General features: G+C 57.8%; 16 protein-coding genes and 3 tRNA genes. All 19 read left to right on the top strand.

All coding sequences use genetic code 11. From position 1 onward, the window contains the following. Positions 1-15 precede the first annotated feature (15 nt). Positions 16-582, top strand: a complete 567-nt coding sequence (gene frr / locus Q8Q08_01230) for a ribosome recycling factor (GenBank protein MDP2652632.1) — start codon at positions 16-18, stop codon at positions 580-582. A 63-nt stretch (positions 583-645) separates the two neighbouring features. Beyond that, positions 646-718: transfer RNA gene (locus Q8Q08_01225), tRNA-Lys, on the top strand. Positions 719-792: 74 nt separating this feature from the next. Continuing rightward, positions 793-874 (top strand) — tRNA-Leu (locus tag Q8Q08_01220). Positions 875-991: 117 nt separating this feature from the next. Further along, positions 992-1,065 (top strand) — tRNA-Gly (locus Q8Q08_01215). A gap of 112 nt (positions 1,066-1,177) precedes the next feature. Next, positions 1,178-1,648 carry a PTS sugar transporter subunit IIA gene (locus Q8Q08_01210; protein ID MDP2652631.1) on the top strand — a complete coding sequence of 157 codons (471 nt, stop codon included), beginning with the start codon at positions 1,178-1,180 and terminating at the stop codon, positions 1,646-1,648. Positions 1,649-1,738: 90 nt separating this feature from the next. Beyond that, complete coding sequence (locus tag Q8Q08_01205; GenBank protein ID MDP2652630.1) at positions 1,739-2,977, top strand: YvcK family protein; 1,239 nt, start codon at positions 1,739-1,741, stop codon at positions 2,975-2,977. Positions 2,978-3,306: 329 nt separating this feature from the next. After that, on the top strand, positions 3,307-3,570 hold the full coding sequence (locus tag Q8Q08_01200; GenBank protein MDP2652629.1) for an HPr family phosphocarrier protein: 264 nt from the start codon (positions 3,307-3,309) through the stop codon (positions 3,568-3,570). Further along, positions 3,563-5,341, top strand: coding sequence for a phosphoenolpyruvate--protein phosphotransferase (ptsP, locus tag Q8Q08_01195; protein ID MDP2652628.1), 1,779 nt, complete (start codon positions 3,563-3,565; stop codon positions 5,339-5,341). The genes Q8Q08_01200 and ptsP overlap by 8 nt, the downstream gene beginning before the upstream one ends. A gap of 29 nt (positions 5,342-5,370) precedes the next feature. Next, entirely contained in the window at positions 5,371-6,123 is a 753-nt protein-coding gene (locus Q8Q08_01190; GenBank protein MDP2652627.1) for a nucleotidyltransferase family protein, read from the top strand. Between the two features lie 51 nt (positions 6,124-6,174). Beyond that, positions 6,175-7,374: a methionine adenosyltransferase gene (gene metK / locus Q8Q08_01185; protein MDP2652626.1), complete on the top strand. Its 1,200-nt coding sequence runs from the start codon at positions 6,175-6,177 to the stop codon at positions 7,372-7,374. Positions 7,375-7,414: 40 nt separating this feature from the next. Continuing rightward, positions 7,415-8,671 (top strand): adenosylhomocysteinase, encoded by a 1,257-nt coding sequence (gene ahcY / locus Q8Q08_01180; protein ID MDP2652625.1) that lies wholly within the window; start codon positions 7,415-7,417, stop codon positions 8,669-8,671. A 167-nt stretch (positions 8,672-8,838) separates the two neighbouring features. Continuing rightward, complete coding sequence (locus tag Q8Q08_01175; protein MDP2652624.1) at positions 8,839-9,726, top strand: ATP-sensitive inward rectifier potassium channel 10; 888 nt, start codon at positions 8,839-8,841, stop codon at positions 9,724-9,726. Between the two features lie 11 nt (positions 9,727-9,737). Beyond that, positions 9,738-10,127, top strand: coding sequence for an STAS domain-containing protein (locus tag Q8Q08_01170; protein MDP2652623.1), 390 nt, complete (start codon positions 9,738-9,740; stop codon positions 10,125-10,127). 110 nt (positions 10,128-10,237) lie between these two features. Further along, complete coding sequence (locus tag Q8Q08_01165; protein ID MDP2652622.1) at positions 10,238-10,627, top strand: hypothetical protein; 390 nt, start codon at positions 10,238-10,240, stop codon at positions 10,625-10,627. 12 nt (positions 10,628-10,639) lie between these two features. Next, on the top strand, positions 10,640-11,071 hold the full coding sequence (locus Q8Q08_01160; GenBank protein MDP2652621.1) for a hypothetical protein: 432 nt from the start codon (positions 10,640-10,642) through the stop codon (positions 11,069-11,071). Positions 11,072-11,147: 76 nt separating this feature from the next. After that, the gene (locus Q8Q08_01155; GenBank protein ID MDP2652620.1) at positions 11,148-11,987 is read left to right on the top strand and encodes an MBL fold metallo-hydrolase; all 840 of its coding nucleotides are present in this window, start codon (positions 11,148-11,150) and stop codon (positions 11,985-11,987) included. A gap of 164 nt (positions 11,988-12,151) precedes the next feature. Then, the gene (locus tag Q8Q08_01150; GenBank protein MDP2652619.1) at positions 12,152-12,559 is read left to right on the top strand and encodes a prepilin-type N-terminal cleavage/methylation domain-containing protein; all 408 of its coding nucleotides are present in this window, start codon (positions 12,152-12,154) and stop codon (positions 12,557-12,559) included. A 76-nt stretch (positions 12,560-12,635) separates the two neighbouring features. Further along, positions 12,636-13,877 carry a hypothetical protein gene (locus Q8Q08_01145; GenBank protein ID MDP2652618.1) on the top strand — a complete coding sequence of 414 codons (1,242 nt, stop codon included), beginning with the start codon at positions 12,636-12,638 and terminating at the stop codon, positions 13,875-13,877. A gap of 100 nt (positions 13,878-13,977) precedes the next feature. Continuing rightward, positions 13,978-15,417 (top strand): FAD-dependent oxidoreductase, encoded by a 1,440-nt coding sequence (locus Q8Q08_01140; protein MDP2652617.1) that lies wholly within the window; start codon positions 13,978-13,980, stop codon positions 15,415-15,417. Positions 15,418-15,429 lie beyond the last annotated feature (12 nt).

Genomic DNA, 15,429 nt, shown 5'->3' with positions numbered 1-15,429 from the left:
ACGGAGGATTTTCCCATGCAGGTCAAAGATGTCATTGTGGAAACGGAGACAAGGATGAAGAAGTCTCTGGAGTCGGTGCGCCGGGAATTCATGGAAGTCCGGACCGGCCGCGCCCATCCGGGGCTGATCGAGGGGATGCACATCGATTACTACGGGACGCCGACGATGATCAAGCAGATCGCGGCGATCTCCGTCCCGGACCCCAAGACGGTGGTCATCCAGCCGTGGGACATGTCCGCCATCCCGGAGATCGAGAAGGCCGTGCTCAATTCCAAGCTCGGCGTCTCGCCGGTCACGGACGGCAAACTGATCCGCCTGCATATCCCGCCGCTGTCCAAGGAACGCCGCCAGGAACTCATGAAGGTCGTCAAGGACATGGCCGAGCACGGCCGGATCTCCCTGCGGACGATCCGCCGGGACGCGAATGAAAAGGTCAAGAAGCTCCAGAGCGACGGGGTCCTGACCGAGGACAACAGTTTCCGCTCCCAGGAAGAGATCCAGAAGCTCACGGACCGGTACATCAAGGATGTCGACAAGATTCTGGAGGACAAGAACCACGAGTTGTCCGACATGAACGCCTGAAAGAGGTAGTGGATCGCCTGTTCTTTTTCAAGGTTTGGTCAGTTTGTCAAGGTTTGAGGTTTCGACCCACTAGCTCATCTGGTAGAGCACTGCCCTTTTAAGGCAGGTGTGCCGCGTTCGAGTCGCGGGTGGGTCACTATTTCTGAGAAGCCTATGGCCGTCCCGCACCGTCGGGGCGGATGCCGGCATCGGTGAAAAGCGTCCCGCTGCGGGCGAGTGGCGGAATTGGCAGACGCGCAGGACTTAGGATCCTGTCTCGTAAGAGGTAGAGGTTCAACCCCTCTCTCGCCCATAGAGCGGTTGTTGGTATGCCTGAAGGTGGAAGGTTTTCACGCGTTTGAGGGGGAGGCTGCGGCGCAAGGGTTGAAGGCATTTTTTGTTCTTTGAGGGGAATCAGATCAGAGATTTTGCGGCGGTAATTCAGTTGGCTAGAATGCCACCTTGCCAAGGTGGATGTCGTGGGTTCGAATCCCATCCGCCGCTCTTTTGAATATCCCGACACCCGGAGGGTGTTGACATACGGATTTCGTCGTTGCTCGACGTGACCGGCCGGTCCCGGCATTCTGCCGGACCGTTGCATTTCAAGGAGGAGGAAATGAAAATCAGCGAGTTTTTGAACTCCAAGGCGATTTCGTCGGACCTGCAGTCCACTACCAAGAAGGAGGTCATCGAGGAGATGGTCGGCCTCCTGATCGATTCCGGCGCCGTTGAGAAGAAGATCAAGGCCAAGCTGATCGATATCCTGATGGCCCGCGAGGCCTTGGGCTCGACAGCCATCGGCCAGGGGATCGCCATCCCCCACGGAAAATGCGAGCACGTCTCCAAGCTGACGGCCGCCCTGGGCGTCACCAAGAAAGGCGTCAATTTTGATTCTCTTGACGGTGAACCGGCCTACATTTTTTTTCTTTTGATCGCCCCGATCGATTCCGCCGGCCCTCACCTGAAAGCCCTGGCACGCATCTCCCGGCTTTTGAAAGACAAATATTTCCGAGACAATCTCAGGACCGCCAAAGACGAAAAAATGATCCTCAAGTTGATCTCGCAAGAGGATCTGCAGGCCGTTTAAGGCATTCGGCATAGTCTGCGCGCTCCGTTTGCCCTCTCCGGGCCGGGCGCGGCGGGACACGTCTAAACCGTAAAATTTTAAAGGGATCCCGTGCCCAGCGATCTCATCAAGTGGCTTTACCCCGGCATCAAGATCAAGCGGTGGTTTTTTACCTCGCTGCTCGGGGTCGTCATCATCGCCGGCGGGGCCATCGCCCTGTCGTCTTCGTTTCCCCTTGTGCGCATTTTCGGGTTTGTCATCATTGGCTGCGGGATGATCCTGTTCGTCATGGGCCTGGGGAAAATGATCGTTTCCTTTCTGACCCTTTTTCTCCCCCAGGGAGAAAAAGACCTCGTGACCATTCTTTATCAGAAGCGCTACCTGGAACGCGGGCCCAAGATCGTCGCCGTTGGGGGAGGGCACGGACTTTCCCACCTTCTTCTCGGGCTCAAGGAGTACTCGGCCAACATCACGGCGATCGTCACCGTGGCCGACAGCGGCGGCTCGTCGGGCCGCCTCCGGGAGGAGTTCAACATCGCCGCCCCCGGGGACATCCGCAACTGCCTGGTGGCCCTGGCCGACGCCCCGAAGCTGATGGGGAACCTGTTCCAGTTCCGTTTTTCAAAAGAGTCCCAGCTCCAGGGGCACAATTTCGGGAATTTGTTTTTGACGGCCATGATCCAGATCACCGGCGATTTCGAAAAGGCCGTTGAGGAATCGAGCCGCGTTTTGTCGATCCGGGGGAAGGTCGTTCCGTCGACCGTGAGCAACGTCCATCTGGTGGCCGAATACATTGACGGGACCATCACGGAAGGGGAGGCCAAGATCCCCGGCGCCGGGGTCAAGATCAAGCGGGTGTTCCTGAAACCCGCTGACTGCGCCCCGACCGCCAACGCCCTGGAAGCGATCAAGGCCGCCGACGTCATTGTCCTGGGGCCCGGCAGCCTGTACACCAGCGTCATCCCGAATTTGATCATTCCCGGAATGTCGGAAGCGATCGCCGCCGCGTCCGCTTATAAGATTTATGTCTGTAACGTGATGACCCAGCCGGGGGAAACGGACGGTTATTCCGCCAGCGACCACGTGCGGGCCCTGCTGGATCATTCCCGCCGGGGCCTTCTCAACGCCTGTCTGGCCAACGACGCGTCAGTCCCGGCCGATGCCCTGGTCAAATACAAGGGGGAGGGCTCCTATCCCGTCGCGGCGGACGTGGACGCCATCCGCGAGATGGGATGCACGGCCGTGGCCACGGACCTCCTGGGGATCACGGATTTCGTCCGGCATGATTCTGAAAAACTGACGAAGGCCCTGATCCAGTTGATCGAGCGGCACCGGGTTATTAAACGTTAATGAGCGCATCATTTACGGAGTCCCACAGGGACGACGTAAATGATATGCGCGAATTAATCCCGCAGGTTTGATTTGCGCAAGCAAATCATGCGGGGTGATGAGGCCCCTGCGGAGCCGCAGGCGAACGCAAGTTTGCGGGCGAACCCGTTCGACTTCGCTCAGGGTGGTTTGGCCCTTCTGGGCCAAACCATTAACCCCGCGCAGCGATGGGGCAGCCGGGGGCCATGAGCTGCGGAGTGTGAGCGAGTTTGCGAGCGAGCGGTGACGGAGCAGGGCCAGCGGTGTGTGCGACTTAACAACGTCGGTTTCAAAGCACCTCTATTTGTCAAATGCCACGGATCGAAAAAGAGATCGTTATTCAGAACGCGCAGGGCCTGCACGCCAGGCCGGCGGCCCTGTTTGTGCAGATCGCTTCCAAGTACGATTCGCACATCACGATCTGCAAGGACAAGGAAAGCGTGAACGGGAAATCCATCATGGGGATCCTGATGCTGGGGGCCCAGCAGAACACCAAGGTCATTATTATCGCCGACGGCGGCGATGCCGAGCTGGCCGTCACCGAATTAGAGGGATTTTTGACGAAAAATGAGTGAGTTTGTTCTCAAAGGCGTTCCGGCGGCTCCGGGTATCGCGATCGGGTCCGGGTTCATCCTCGATAAACAGGATTTTATCGTCCCGCCGCGGGCCATCATGGACAAGGAAATCCCGATCGAGGTCGCCCGCTTCGAGGAGGCGCTCATCGCCGCCCGCCAGGAGATCTCCAACCTGCAGAAGAAGATCGGCGAAGAGATCGGCACCCAGCACGCGCAGATTTTCGACGCCCATCTGCTGGTCCTCGAAGACCGGACCCTGATCGAGGATGTCATCAAGCGCATCAAGTCCGAGCGCCAGTCGGCGGAGTACGTTTTTTCCATCGTCCTCAAGAAGTACATCAAGGTGTTCTCCCATATTGAAGATGAATATCTTCGCGAGCGGACCGCGGACGTCAACGACATCGGCCGGAGGGTGCTCAAGAACCTCATGGACGAGAAAAAGATGCATGACCTGGAAAATTTGAGCGAAGAGATGGTCATTGTGTCGCACGACCTTTCTCCCTCGGACACGGCCAGCATGTTCAACAAGAACATCCTGGCCTTCGTGACCGACATCGGCGGGCGCACGTCCCACACCGCGATCATGGCGAAGTCCCTGGGGGTCCCGGCCGTCGTGGGGCTCAAGGACGCGACCCTGCGGATCAGCAACCAGGACCGGCTCATTGTCGACGGGCGCATGGGCCTCGTGATCGTGCATCCCACCGACCAGACCCTCGAGATTTACCGCGCCGAGAAAAGCCGCATCCTGGCGATGCGCAACCAGTTCGACGACATCAAAGACCTCCCGGCGGAAACCAAGGACGGCCGCAAGGTCGTGATCGCGGCCAACCTGGAGCTCCCGGAGGAGCTGCCGATCATCCAGAAGCGGGGGGCCACGGGCATCGGCCTGTACCGCACGGAATATTTTTACATGAACCGCGTGGACCTGCCGTCGGAAGAGGAGCAGTTTGAGGCGTACAAGGACGTGGCGCAGAAAATCAAGCCCCACCATGTCACGATCCGGACCCTGGATCTGGGCGGGGACAAATTCATCTCCAGCCTGCAGATCCCCCGGGACATGTACCCGTTCCTGGGGTGGCGCGCCATCAAGTTCTGCCTGTCCCGCCCCGACATCTTCAAGACGCAGCTGCGGGCGATCCTCCGGGCCTCGGTTTACGGCAAGATCCGCCTTATGTATCCGATGATCTCCGGCGTAGGCGAACTGCGCCAGGCCAACGCCATCCTGAACGAAGTCAAGCTGAACCTCCGCGATGAAAATATCCCCTTTGACCAAAAAATCGAGGTCGGGGTCATGATCGAAGTCCCGTCCGCCGTTATAACCGCGGACCTCCTGGCCAAGGAAGTGGACTTTTTCAGCATCGGCACTAACGACCTGATCCAGTACACCCTGGCCGTAGACCGCGTGAACGAAAAGATGGCCGAATACTATGAGCCGGAGCATCCGGCGGTCCTGAGGCTGATCAAGATGACCATCGACGCCGGCCATAAAGCAAAAATCCGCGTCGGGCTATGCGGCGAGATGTCCGGCGAACCGAACCTCGCCCTGCTTTTGCTGGGAATGGAGCTGGACGATTTCAGCATGTCGCCCCTGAGCATCCTTCAGATCAAGAAGATGGTCAGGAGCGTCACGTTCCAGCAGGCCAAGGGCGTCGCCCAAAAAGCCCTGACCCTGTCCACAGGGCAGGAGGTCGAGGAGTTCAGCAAATCCAAGCTCCGCGAGCTCGTCCCGAATTTTTTTAACGCCAATCCGGACATGACCCCTTCGCGCTGATGGCGCGGCCAACGCAACGGAGTCCCGACATGAAAATTCTTGTTCTCGCCGCCGGTTACGGAACGCGTTTGTATCCGCTTGTGACGGACACGCCCAAGCCGCTGTTGAAAGTTTCGGGCAAGCCGCTCATCGATTATATCCTGGACCATGTCCAGGAACTTCCGGGGCTCAACGAGGTCCTGGTCGTCACGAACAATAAATTTTATCTCGATTTCCAGGCCTGGGCCAAGGGGAAGAGGGAGCAGGGCTTCCCAGTCAAGGTGTCGGTCATCAACGACGGGACCATGACCCCGGAGGACCGGCTGGGCTCGGTCGGCGACATCCATTTCGCCCTGGAGAAACATCCGTTCCAGGACGACCTGCTGGTGGTCGGGGGGGACAATCTTTTTGATTTCAACCTCGCCGAGTACCTGGACTTCGCGCGCAAGAACAGCCCGGCGGTCTCCATCGGGGTCTATGACATCGGCGACATTTCCAAAGCCAACAAGTTCGGCGTGGTCAATCTGGCCGGCGACGGCAAGGTCGACTTGTTCGAGGAAAAACCGCCCCAGCCGAAATCGAGCCTGATCGCCATGTGTTTTTACCATTTTCCCCGCGAATCGCTGGGGTTGATCGGGAAATACATGAGCAAGTCCGGCAAGGCGGACAACGCCGGACATTACATCCAGTGGCTGGTCAAAGAAAACGCGGTTTACGGTTTTAAATTCCGCGGCCGGTGGTATGATATTGGGAGCATTGAGGCCTATCAGGAGGCGCAAAAGGCCTTTTCGAAAGAGAAATAATACATTCACGGGACATAACAAGAAGAATCCAGGCAGCACATAGAAAGGGGCATGGCAGTGAAGGGACAATATTTCATTACATCGGAATCAGTAGGAAAAGGGCACCCGGATAAAGTCTGCGACCAGATCTCCGACGCGGTTCTGGACGCGGTTTTGAAAGAGGACCCCAAGGGCCGTGTCGCCTGCGAGACGTTCATCAGCGCCGGCCTGGTCATCGTCGGCGGCGAGATCACGACCACAACTTATATTGATGTCCACCGCCTGGTCAGGGGAGTTGTCCGCGGCATCGGATACACCCATCAAAAATACGGTTTTTCCGCGGACACCTGCGCGATCCTCAACGCCATCAACGGCCAGTCCCCCGACATCTCCCAGGGGGTCGACACCGGAGGGGCAGGGGACCAGGGCATTATGATCGGTTACGCCTGCGATGAAACGCCGGAACTCATGCCTTTGCCCATCATGCTGGCCCACCGGCTGGTGCGCCGCATTGAAGACGTCCGCAACAAGGGGCCCCTGAAGTATCTGGGGCCGGACTGCAAGAGCCAGGTCACGGTGGAGTATTTCGACGGCCAGCCCAAGCGCGTGGACACGGTTGTCCTCGCCTGCCAGCACACCGAGGAGATCCTCGACAAGACCGGCAAGCGCATCACTCCCGAGTCCAAGAAAGAGATCATTGAAACCATCGCCAAGCCGATCGTCGGCTCCCTGGCGGACAAGAACACCAAGTATTTCGTGAACGAGACCGGCAAGTTCGTGGTCGGCGGCCCGCAGTCCGACACCGGCGTGACCGGCCGCAAGATCATTGTGGACACCTACGGCGGCGTTGTGTCCCACGGCGGCGGCGCGTTCTCCGGCAAGGACCCGACCAAGGTCGACCGTTCCGCAACGTACATGGCCCGCTGCATCGCCAAGAACATCGTCGCGGCCAAGCTGGCGTCCAAGTGCTGGGTCCAGGTCGGCTACGCCATCGGCAAGGCCGAACCCGTGAGCGTGACCATCGACACCTTCGGCACGGGAAAAGTCCCGGAGCAGAAACTGGTGGACCTGGTCCGCGAGCATTTCGACCTCACGCCCCGGGGGATCATCACGTATCTCGACCTGCTGAAGCCGATCTATCAGAACACGGCGGCTTACGGCCATTTCGGGCGCAATGAATTCTCCTGGGAAAAGACCGAGAAGGCCGACAGCCTGGCCCGTGAAGCCAAAGCCGCGACCAAGAAGGCCAAGGCCTCCAGGAAGAGCAAATAATTTCCAACCCGCTGCAGCCAAGAGCAAAGGAACGAGCGAGATGAAAAGCGACGTTAAGGACCTGTCTTTGTCAAAGAAGGGAAAGTTGCGCATGGAGTGGGCGGCGAAGGACATGCCTGTCCTGCGTTTGATTGAAACGCGTTTCGCGAAGGAGAAGCCGCTGAAGGGCCTGACCCTGGGCTGCTGCCTGCACGTCACCACGGAAACCGGCAACCTGGCCAAGGTCCTCAAGGCCGGCGGCGCCGAGGTGGCCGTGTGCGCCTCCAACCCGCTCTCCACACAGGACGACGTCGCGGCCACGCTGGTGAAGGACTACGGCATCCCGACCTTCGCCATCAAGGGGGAGGACACCAAGACGTATTACGCGCACCTGAACGCGGTCCTGGATTTCCGTCCGAGCCTGACCATGGACGACGGAGCGGACCTGGTTTCCGAGATCCACCAGAAACGCAGGAACCTGATCCCCGGCATCCTGGCCGGCACCGAGGAGACCACGACCGGCGTCGTCCGGCTGAAAAGTCTCGAGGCGCAGAAGCTCCTGCAATTCCCCATCATCGCGGTCAACGACGCGATGACCAAGCATTTCTTCGATAACCGCTACGGCACGGGACAGTCCACCATGGACGGCGTGATCCGGGCCACCAACCGGCTGGTCGCGGGTTCCGTGTTCGTGGTCTGCGGGTTCGGCTGGTGCGGGCGCGGCCTGGCCCTGCGCGCGTCGGGCATGGGCGCCAAGGTCGTCGTGACCGAGGTCGATCCCCTGCGCGCCCTGGAAGCCAACATGGACGGTTACCAGGTCATGACGATCCGCGAGGCCTCCCGGATCGGCGACATTTTCGTGACCGCGACCGGCGACGTCAATGTCATCCGCGCCGAGCACATGCTCCGGATGAAGGACGGGGCCATCCTGGCCAATACCGGTCACTTCAACGCGGAGCTGGACCTCAAGGGGCTGGACAAGATCACCAGGTCCCGCCGCATGATCCGTGATTTCGTCGAGGAGCACACGCTCAAGAACGGCAGGAACATCTATGTCCTCGGGGAAGGCCGGCTTATCAACCTGGCCGCCGCCGAAGGGCATCCCGCGTCCGTCATGGACATGAGTTTCGCCAACCAGGCGCTGTCCGCCGAGTACGTGGCGAAGAATTATAAGAAATTGTCCAAGAAAGTTTACAGCGTCCCTGAAAATATCGACCGCATGATCGCCAAGCTGAAGCTGCGCGCCCTGGGCGTCAAGATCGACACCCTGACCGCGGAGCAGAGGAAATATCTGTCCAGCTGGGAGATGGGGACGTAAGGCCGCGATCATATTCCTGTTTTTTATCCGCGGAGCGGATAACGGGACAGACACTTTTTTCGTGAAAATCCTTCACTTGAAATCCGTGTCTGTCCCTTTTTATGTAAACTCCCGCGGCCCGATTCGTCTCCTATGACCCGGGAGCCATGATCTGTGAGGAAGGCCTAATGACCGACAAGAAAAAGCAACAACAGTCCGCCGGCCAGCACGTGGTCATCAACCGCGACGGTACCCTGAACATTCACCGGCCGCGGGAGAAGGGCAGGTTTTTCTTTGACCTTTACCATTACCTGCTTGCCATTTCCTGGCCCGGGTTTTTTTCAATTCTCGTTCTGTTTTTTTTCGCGTCCAACATGTTTTTTTCGGCTTTGTATTTCTTCGCGGGGGCGCAGGCCCTGACCGGCGCCCACCCGGATTTGGGGCCGGCGCGCTTCGCCGATTGTTTCTTTTTCAGCGTGCAGTTGTTCAACGGCCCGTTCAAGCCGTCCGGCCTTTGGCCGAACATCCTGGTGGTCCTGCAGAGTTATCTGGGGATGCTGGCGATTGTCATCATGACCGGGATCCTGTACGCGCGGTTCGCCCGTCCCCGGGCCCGGGTGATTTTCAGCAATAGCGCCGTTATCAGCCGGTATAACCATAAGCCCTGCCTGGTCTTCCGTGTCGCCAACGAGCGGCTGAACCAGATCGTCGAAGCGCACATGAACCTCACCCTGACCAAGAACGAGACCAGCCAGGAGGGGGAGGCCTCGCGCAAGTTTTACCCCATGAAGGTCGAGAACGATTACTCACCGCTGTTCGCCCTGAGCTGGACGATCCGCCACTTTATCGATGAGGACAGCCCTTTGTACGGCATGGATGAGGAGAAGATGAGAGAGGAGCAGGTCGCGATCTTCGCATCTCTGTCCGGGCTGGATGACACTTTCTCCCAGACCATCACGGCGCGCAGCGTCTACCGGTATGATGAGATCGTTTTCAACAAGCGGTTTAAGGACATCCTCCAATGGAAAAACAATAAAATGCACATCAACCTGCAAGGCATTCACGACCTTGAGTGAGGACCCGCCCCATGATCCCATTCGTAAAAAAACGTAAAGAAGAAACGCCGTCTTATCTTGAGCGAATCGACGAACTGGAAAAGGTGAGCATTGTCCGTCTCAAGGGCAAGATCACCCGGGACCTGGTCCCGATGATCGAAGAGCGGATCCGGGAAAACCGCCGGGCCGGGAGCGCGATCGACAAAAACGTGATCGTGGATTTTTCCAGGGTCGTGGACGTGGACAGTTCCACGGTCGCTTTCCATGTGATCCACCTGAATGAATACCGCGCGAAGGGGTTTGAAGTCGCCCTGATCCACCCGAACGCGGAGATGAAGGGCCTCCTGGAGGTGTTCAAGGACAACGCGCCGTTCAAGGTCTTCGCCACGGAGGCCGAGGCGGTCAAGGCGCTGAACCGTTGAATTCGGCTGGTTGTCCGCCGGCATGACGCGGCTGGACAGTTTCGGCCAAACCCGATAGAATAACGGAAAAGTTCGCAACAGACCTGAAATTTTTCAATCCAGGAGGGGATATGGGCACTTCTATCGTTTTGGCCAAGGTTTTGGGACCCTATTGCCTGATCGTCGCGGCGGGGGTCCTTTTGAATTTAAAGGCCTACCAGAAGGTCTTCGAGGATTTCTTGAAAAATAGCGCTGTTGTTTACTTGTCCGGGGTCCTGGCCCTGAGCTTCGGCCTGGTGCTGGTTTTGTTCCATAACATCTGGGTCCTGGACTGGCCGGTCCTGATCACGGTGATGGGCTGGCTCGGCGTGGTCAAGGGCGTGTGGCTGATCGTGTTTCCCTCCACGCTCCCGAAGGCCGTCGAGCCGTATATCCGCAACCGGATGCTTCTGGTCATGCGGTTGATGGTCGTCCTGGCCGCAGGACTGGTCCTGACCGGAGCGGGGTATTTGATCCATTGAAAGGCGGGTTGTATGCGCAAAGTCTGGGTGACACAGCTGGTGACGCTGGCCGCATTGTGCGTCATCAATTATTTTTATTTCATGCCCCGGTTCGACTGCCTGAGGGCGTCGTTTATCCGGACCGTGACACGGGAGAACGCTGTAATGGTCGTGCATTGCTGGTTGAAAAAAACGAATCCCGTCATTTATAACAACTGCAAAGTCATCTTTCGCGGTCCTGAGGAAGACAGTGATACCTGGGGTTATGTCCGCGACGAAGGCGAATACATCAAGGTCATGGGCTGGGTCTGCGGCCGCCAGCAGATTTTCTGGGTCAACAAACGGACCAGGCGGGTGGACCGGACCGAAATTCCGGGCGAGTGTTACACGTCCTGGGGCCCGGACGGAAAACAGTCCCAAAGCTGTCCGGATCCGGTGACGGAGCGATTCCCGGATGGCCAGTGAGGTTTTTTTGGGCAGGAGAGGGGCGTTAGGGCACGGAAAAGCAGGGGCCAGGCCTTTAGAGAGGATAAAGAATTCTATGCAGATCACGCAACACATCCACGCGCTTCGAATCCCGTTTCAAATTCCGGTCGGGCCAGGGCAAACGGTGGACAGGTTTGTCTACGCGTACGTGCTCGCGGGGGAAAATGTGGCCTTGATCGACACCGGGGTCGCCGGGTCCCAGACCGCCATTTTTGATTGTTTGCGATCCATCGGCAGAGAGCCCAGGGAGATCGCCGAGATCCTGTTGACCCATGCCCATGCCGACCATATCGGCTCGGCCAGGACCATCCGGGAATTAACAAATTGCCGTGTCCTGGCGCACGCCGGCGACCGCGGCTGGATCGAAGATGTCGAAATGCAATTCCGGCAGAGGCCCATCCCGGCGTTCCACTCGCTTGTCAGCGGCTCGTTGAAGGTGGACATCCTGCTGCAAGACGGTGATCTCATTGACCTGCCGGGTGCGGGTGAGATTGAGGTGATCCACACGCCCGGACACTCGCCGGGGTCGGTCTCGTTTCTGGAGCGCCGCAGCGGTGCGCTGTTCTGCGGCGACGCCGTCCCTGTCCAGGGCCAGATGCCTGTCTTTGACGATTTTGAAGCCAGCGTCCGTTCGGTCGAGCGTCTCCGGAAACTGAAAGGCGTCAAGACCCTGCTGTCCTGCTGGGACGAGCCTGTTCCGGAAGAAAAATTGGCGGAGTATTTTAAACACAGCCTGGAATATCTGCACAGGATCAAAGCGTCCGTCAATCGTCTTGCCGGCGCCGGGTCCGACAACGGGCCCGCTTTCGGCCGGCAGGTGCTCAAGGACCTCGGCCTGCCGGAGGCCATGCTCAATCCGCTGGTCCTGCGGTCGTTCCAGGCCGCCATGAAATGATGGGACGCTTCTGCCGGAAGGGATTGAGCCGGGGCGGATGATGAGGACCGTTCCGGGAAGATTCACAAGATTCTGGGCGGCCGCCCAGAATCTTGAGCGCAAGCTGGATCTGTTTTTTGGGTGAGATAGCGCACACAGACCTGCATCTTCGGAGGAAAAACGCCTTGAAAAAGGGATTCACGCTGCTGGAACTCATTGTCGTCATCATTATCGTCGGCGTCCTTTCGGCGCTGGCACTGCCGCGTTTTTTCAGGACGGTTGAGATATCAAGGTCCGTCGAAGTGTTCTCGGGAATCAACGCGATCCGGCAAGCCATTGAGAGATGCTATATCATGACCGCCGGAGATCTCGGGAACTGCACCTTGACAAAATGGCGCAATTATATTGATGACCCGGGGGCTTCCCCCATCCTTGCGGTACGCAACACGTATGAAGTCGCAGGCGGGGCCGACCCGGGCGGGGACATTTTTTGCGGCGCCTCAGGGTGGCAGACCTTCGGGCACAGCGCCATTGCCTTGTGCACGACGGCCACAGGGTGTTCAGGTCCGGCAGCGGGTTTTACGCCGGGATAAAATAGGAGAAAGGACGCGGCGTACGGGGGACACACGACACCGTCCGGGCCATGCCGTCCGGCGCCCGGAATTCCAGATGACGAGAAAATTTTTTCAGAATATGGCGGTGTCCGTTGCCGCTGCGCTGATCTGTCTGGCCATGTTCGAGGCCGGGGCAAGATTATTGATCAAGCCGTCGGACAAGTGCTATGGAGTCCTGCTCGGCAATGAGCTCCCACCGTTTAAGATCGACATCGGCGACCTGACGTTGCCGGATTTCAACGCATGGCAGGGCTTGAGCGCGAACGGTGGGGCCGTCACCCGGGGGGACTTAGGGGGGCTGATGGAGGAAGACCCGGCCCTGGGGTATGTCCCGCAGAAAAATGCCGTGTCGCGCGCCGGTTGGTGGCAGAGCAATAATTTCGGCGCCAGGTCCAGGCTGGACACGCCCAAAGAAATCCCGCCCGGCTTGAAGAGAGTCATTATCCTCGGCGAGTCCTTCACAAACGGCAGCAGGATCCGTCAGGAAGAGGCCTGGCCGTCGGTTTTAAATGGCAAGAGCAAACACGTGGAGTTTTTGAATTTCGGCGTGGACGGCTACAGCATGGCCCAGTGTTTGCTGCGGTATGAAGGATTAAAAAGCCGGCTGGACCATGACGTTGTCATTCTGGCCTTTGTCCCGCAGCCCGACCTGTGGAGAGAGGTCAACGTTCTCAGACAGCTGGGCGGCTGGAGAAATTGTCCGGTTGTCCCCAGATTTGTCCTTGGCGACGGCGGTTTAAAGCTCATCCGCAGTCCTTACGCGTCATATGAAGCGCTAAAAAATGAGGATGTCTCCGGCCCGCGAAGCGTTCTGAGGGAACATCTGAGGAAGTATGACCGGTTGTATTTCCCGGCGAAATATGAATCTCCGCCCCTGATCGGCGGGCTCATCTCCTATAAACTGTTGGCGCGGGCAGTTTATCTCTGGCAGGAAAAATCCCTGAACTCCCATTTGATGGATGAGCGTTCCGAAGCCATGCGGATATCCCGGGAGATATTCGGGGCGATGGGCAGGGACGCGGAACAGAGGGGCAAGAAATTTGTTTTGGTCCTCCTGCCGTCGAAACAGGACGTTGACGCTTACAGGAGCGACCGGCTGGTCCGCCGGCAATACGATGCGCTGGCCGCTTCGTTAAAAAGGCAGGGGATCTTCTGCATTGATTTGATGCCGGATCTCTCAAGGGTCTCTCCGTCGCAGTTCGACACCGGTTATGACGGCGGGCATTACGGCCCCGTCGTCAATAAAGTTATTTCCGAAATGGTTTGGAGGAGATTGCGGGACGCAGGCGTGATTTGACGTGGGGGCATGGGAAGGGCCGGCCCCTTTCGCAAAATTCCGGCAATTTCCGCCGCGCGCCGGAGATCCGAATTAAAGACAAGGTTTATGTGTGTAAGTTATGATTCAGAAAAATTGTGAATGTTGTATCCTGGGGGCCGGTCCCGCGGGTTTAGGAGCGGCCCTGGAGCTTGTCAAACACGGCGTTAAAGATGTTGTGGTGCTCGACCGCAACGCCATCGTCGGGGGATTGGCGCGCACCGAAATTTTCGGCGGGGCGCGGTTCGATATCGGGCCGCACCGCTTTTATACGAAAAACAAAGAGATCCATGCCCTTTGGCACGATCTTCTCAAAGATGATCTGCGCCCCGTTTCCCGCCTGACCCGCATTTGCTACAATCAAAAGTTTTTCCGCTATCCCGTCCAGGTCTTCGATGTCCTGTATCAATTGGGGCCCCGGGAATCCGCGGAAGCCGCGGCCTCCTATATTAAAGCTCATTTCACAACGAAAAAGGAGCCGCAAACTTTTGAAGACTGGGTCACGCAGAAATTCGGGCGCAAGCTGTACCAGAGTTTTTTCAAAACGTATACTGAGAAAATATGGGGGCTGCCGTGCCATGAGATCGGCGCCGAATGGGCGTCCCAGCGCATCAAGGGACTGGACGCCTTGACCGTGCTCAAGAATGCCCTGCGCATCCAGGGAAGAGATCCGGTCAAAACGTTGATACAGGAATTTGACTACCCCGTGAAAGGGGCCGGGCAGATGTATGAAGCCATGGCCGAGCGTTTGCATCAGGCCGGCGTTAAGATCTGCCTGAACAGCCGGGTGGTCTCCCTTGAGCAGGGATCGGACAGGATCAAATCCGTCGCTGTTCTCGATGAAAAAAAAGAAAGATATCAAATAACGGCCCGGCATTATTTCAGCAGCATCCCCCTGACCCATTTTTTCAAGATGCTCGACCCCCCGGAGCCGCCGGCCGTTCAGGACGCAGAAAAGTCCCTGTATTACCGCGAGCACATCACGGTGAATTTGCTGATCGACGGCAAAAATCTGTTCAAGGACCAGTGGCTTTACATTCATTCGGCAGACGTTAAGACCGCCCGGGTCACCAATTATAACAATTTTTCCGAAGTGATGGCCGGGGGGGAGAATCAAACCGCTCTCAGCATGGAATATTTCACATTTCAAAATGAGGCGTTATGGCAAATGTCCGATGGGGATCTCAAGCGATTGGCGGCGGAGGAGCTCGCGTGCTTAGGGCTGGTCAGGAAAGAACGGATCATGCAGGCCTGGGTCGTCCGGGAGACCGGAGCGTATCCGGTTTATTACCGTGACTACCAGCCGCCTTTCAATGTGCTTAAGACCCGCATTGACCAGTTCTCCAACCTTTCCCCGATCGGCAGGGGAGGCATGTACAAATACAACAATCAGGACCACGCCACCTTGAGCGGGATGCTGGCTGCGCGCAATTATTTAAAGGTGTCCGATGTCGTCCACCGATTGTGGGACATCAATGTTGAAGACGATTATTTGGAAGGCGCGCGGCGCCTTAAAAAATAGGAGACAAGTCTT

This window comes from Candidatus Omnitrophota bacterium, from assembly GCA_030688425.1.
Classification (GTDB): domain Bacteria; phylum Omnitrophota; class Gorgyraeia; order Zapsychrales; family JANLHA01; genus JAUYIB01.
Note: the sequence above shows the minus strand (reverse complement) of the source record. Positions and strands in the feature narration are given on the sequence as shown.

Bases quoted from the DNA above. Each gene is read 5' to 3' on its own strand.
- frr (MDP2652632.1), top strand. From the start codon at position 16: ATGCAGGTCAAAGATGTCATTGTGGAAACGGAGACAAGGATGAAGAAG.
- Q8Q08_01210 (MDP2652631.1), top strand. From the start codon at position 1,178: ATGAAAATCAGCGAGTTTTTGAACTCCAAGGCGATTTCGTCGGACCTG.
- Q8Q08_01200 (MDP2652629.1), top strand. From the start codon at position 3,307: ATGCCACGGATCGAAAAAGAGATCGTTATTCAGAACGCGCAGGGCCTG.
- ptsP (MDP2652628.1), top strand. From the start codon at position 3,563: ATGAGTGAGTTTGTTCTCAAAGGCGTTCCGGCGGCTCCGGGTATCGCG.
- Q8Q08_01190 (MDP2652627.1), top strand. From the start codon at position 5,371: ATGAAAATTCTTGTTCTCGCCGCCGGTTACGGAACGCGTTTGTATCCG.
- metK (MDP2652626.1), top strand. From the start codon at position 6,175: ATGGCAGTGAAGGGACAATATTTCATTACATCGGAATCAGTAGGAAAA.
- ahcY (MDP2652625.1), top strand. From the start codon at position 7,415: ATGAAAAGCGACGTTAAGGACCTGTCTTTGTCAAAGAAGGGAAAGTTG.
- Q8Q08_01175 (MDP2652624.1), top strand. From the start codon at position 8,839: ATGACCGACAAGAAAAAGCAACAACAGTCCGCCGGCCAGCACGTGGTC.
- Q8Q08_01170 (MDP2652623.1), top strand. From the start codon at position 9,738: ATGATCCCATTCGTAAAAAAACGTAAAGAAGAAACGCCGTCTTATCTT.
- Q8Q08_01165 (MDP2652622.1), top strand. From the start codon at position 10,238: ATGGGCACTTCTATCGTTTTGGCCAAGGTTTTGGGACCCTATTGCCTG.
- Q8Q08_01160 (MDP2652621.1), top strand. From the start codon at position 10,640: ATGCGCAAAGTCTGGGTGACACAGCTGGTGACGCTGGCCGCATTGTGC.
- Q8Q08_01155 (MDP2652620.1), top strand. From the start codon at position 11,148: ATGCAGATCACGCAACACATCCACGCGCTTCGAATCCCGTTTCAAATT.
- Q8Q08_01145 (MDP2652618.1), top strand. From the start codon at position 12,636: ATGACGAGAAAATTTTTTCAGAATATGGCGGTGTCCGTTGCCGCTGCG.
- Q8Q08_01140 (MDP2652617.1), top strand. From the start codon at position 13,978: ATGATTCAGAAAAATTGTGAATGTTGTATCCTGGGGGCCGGTCCCGCG.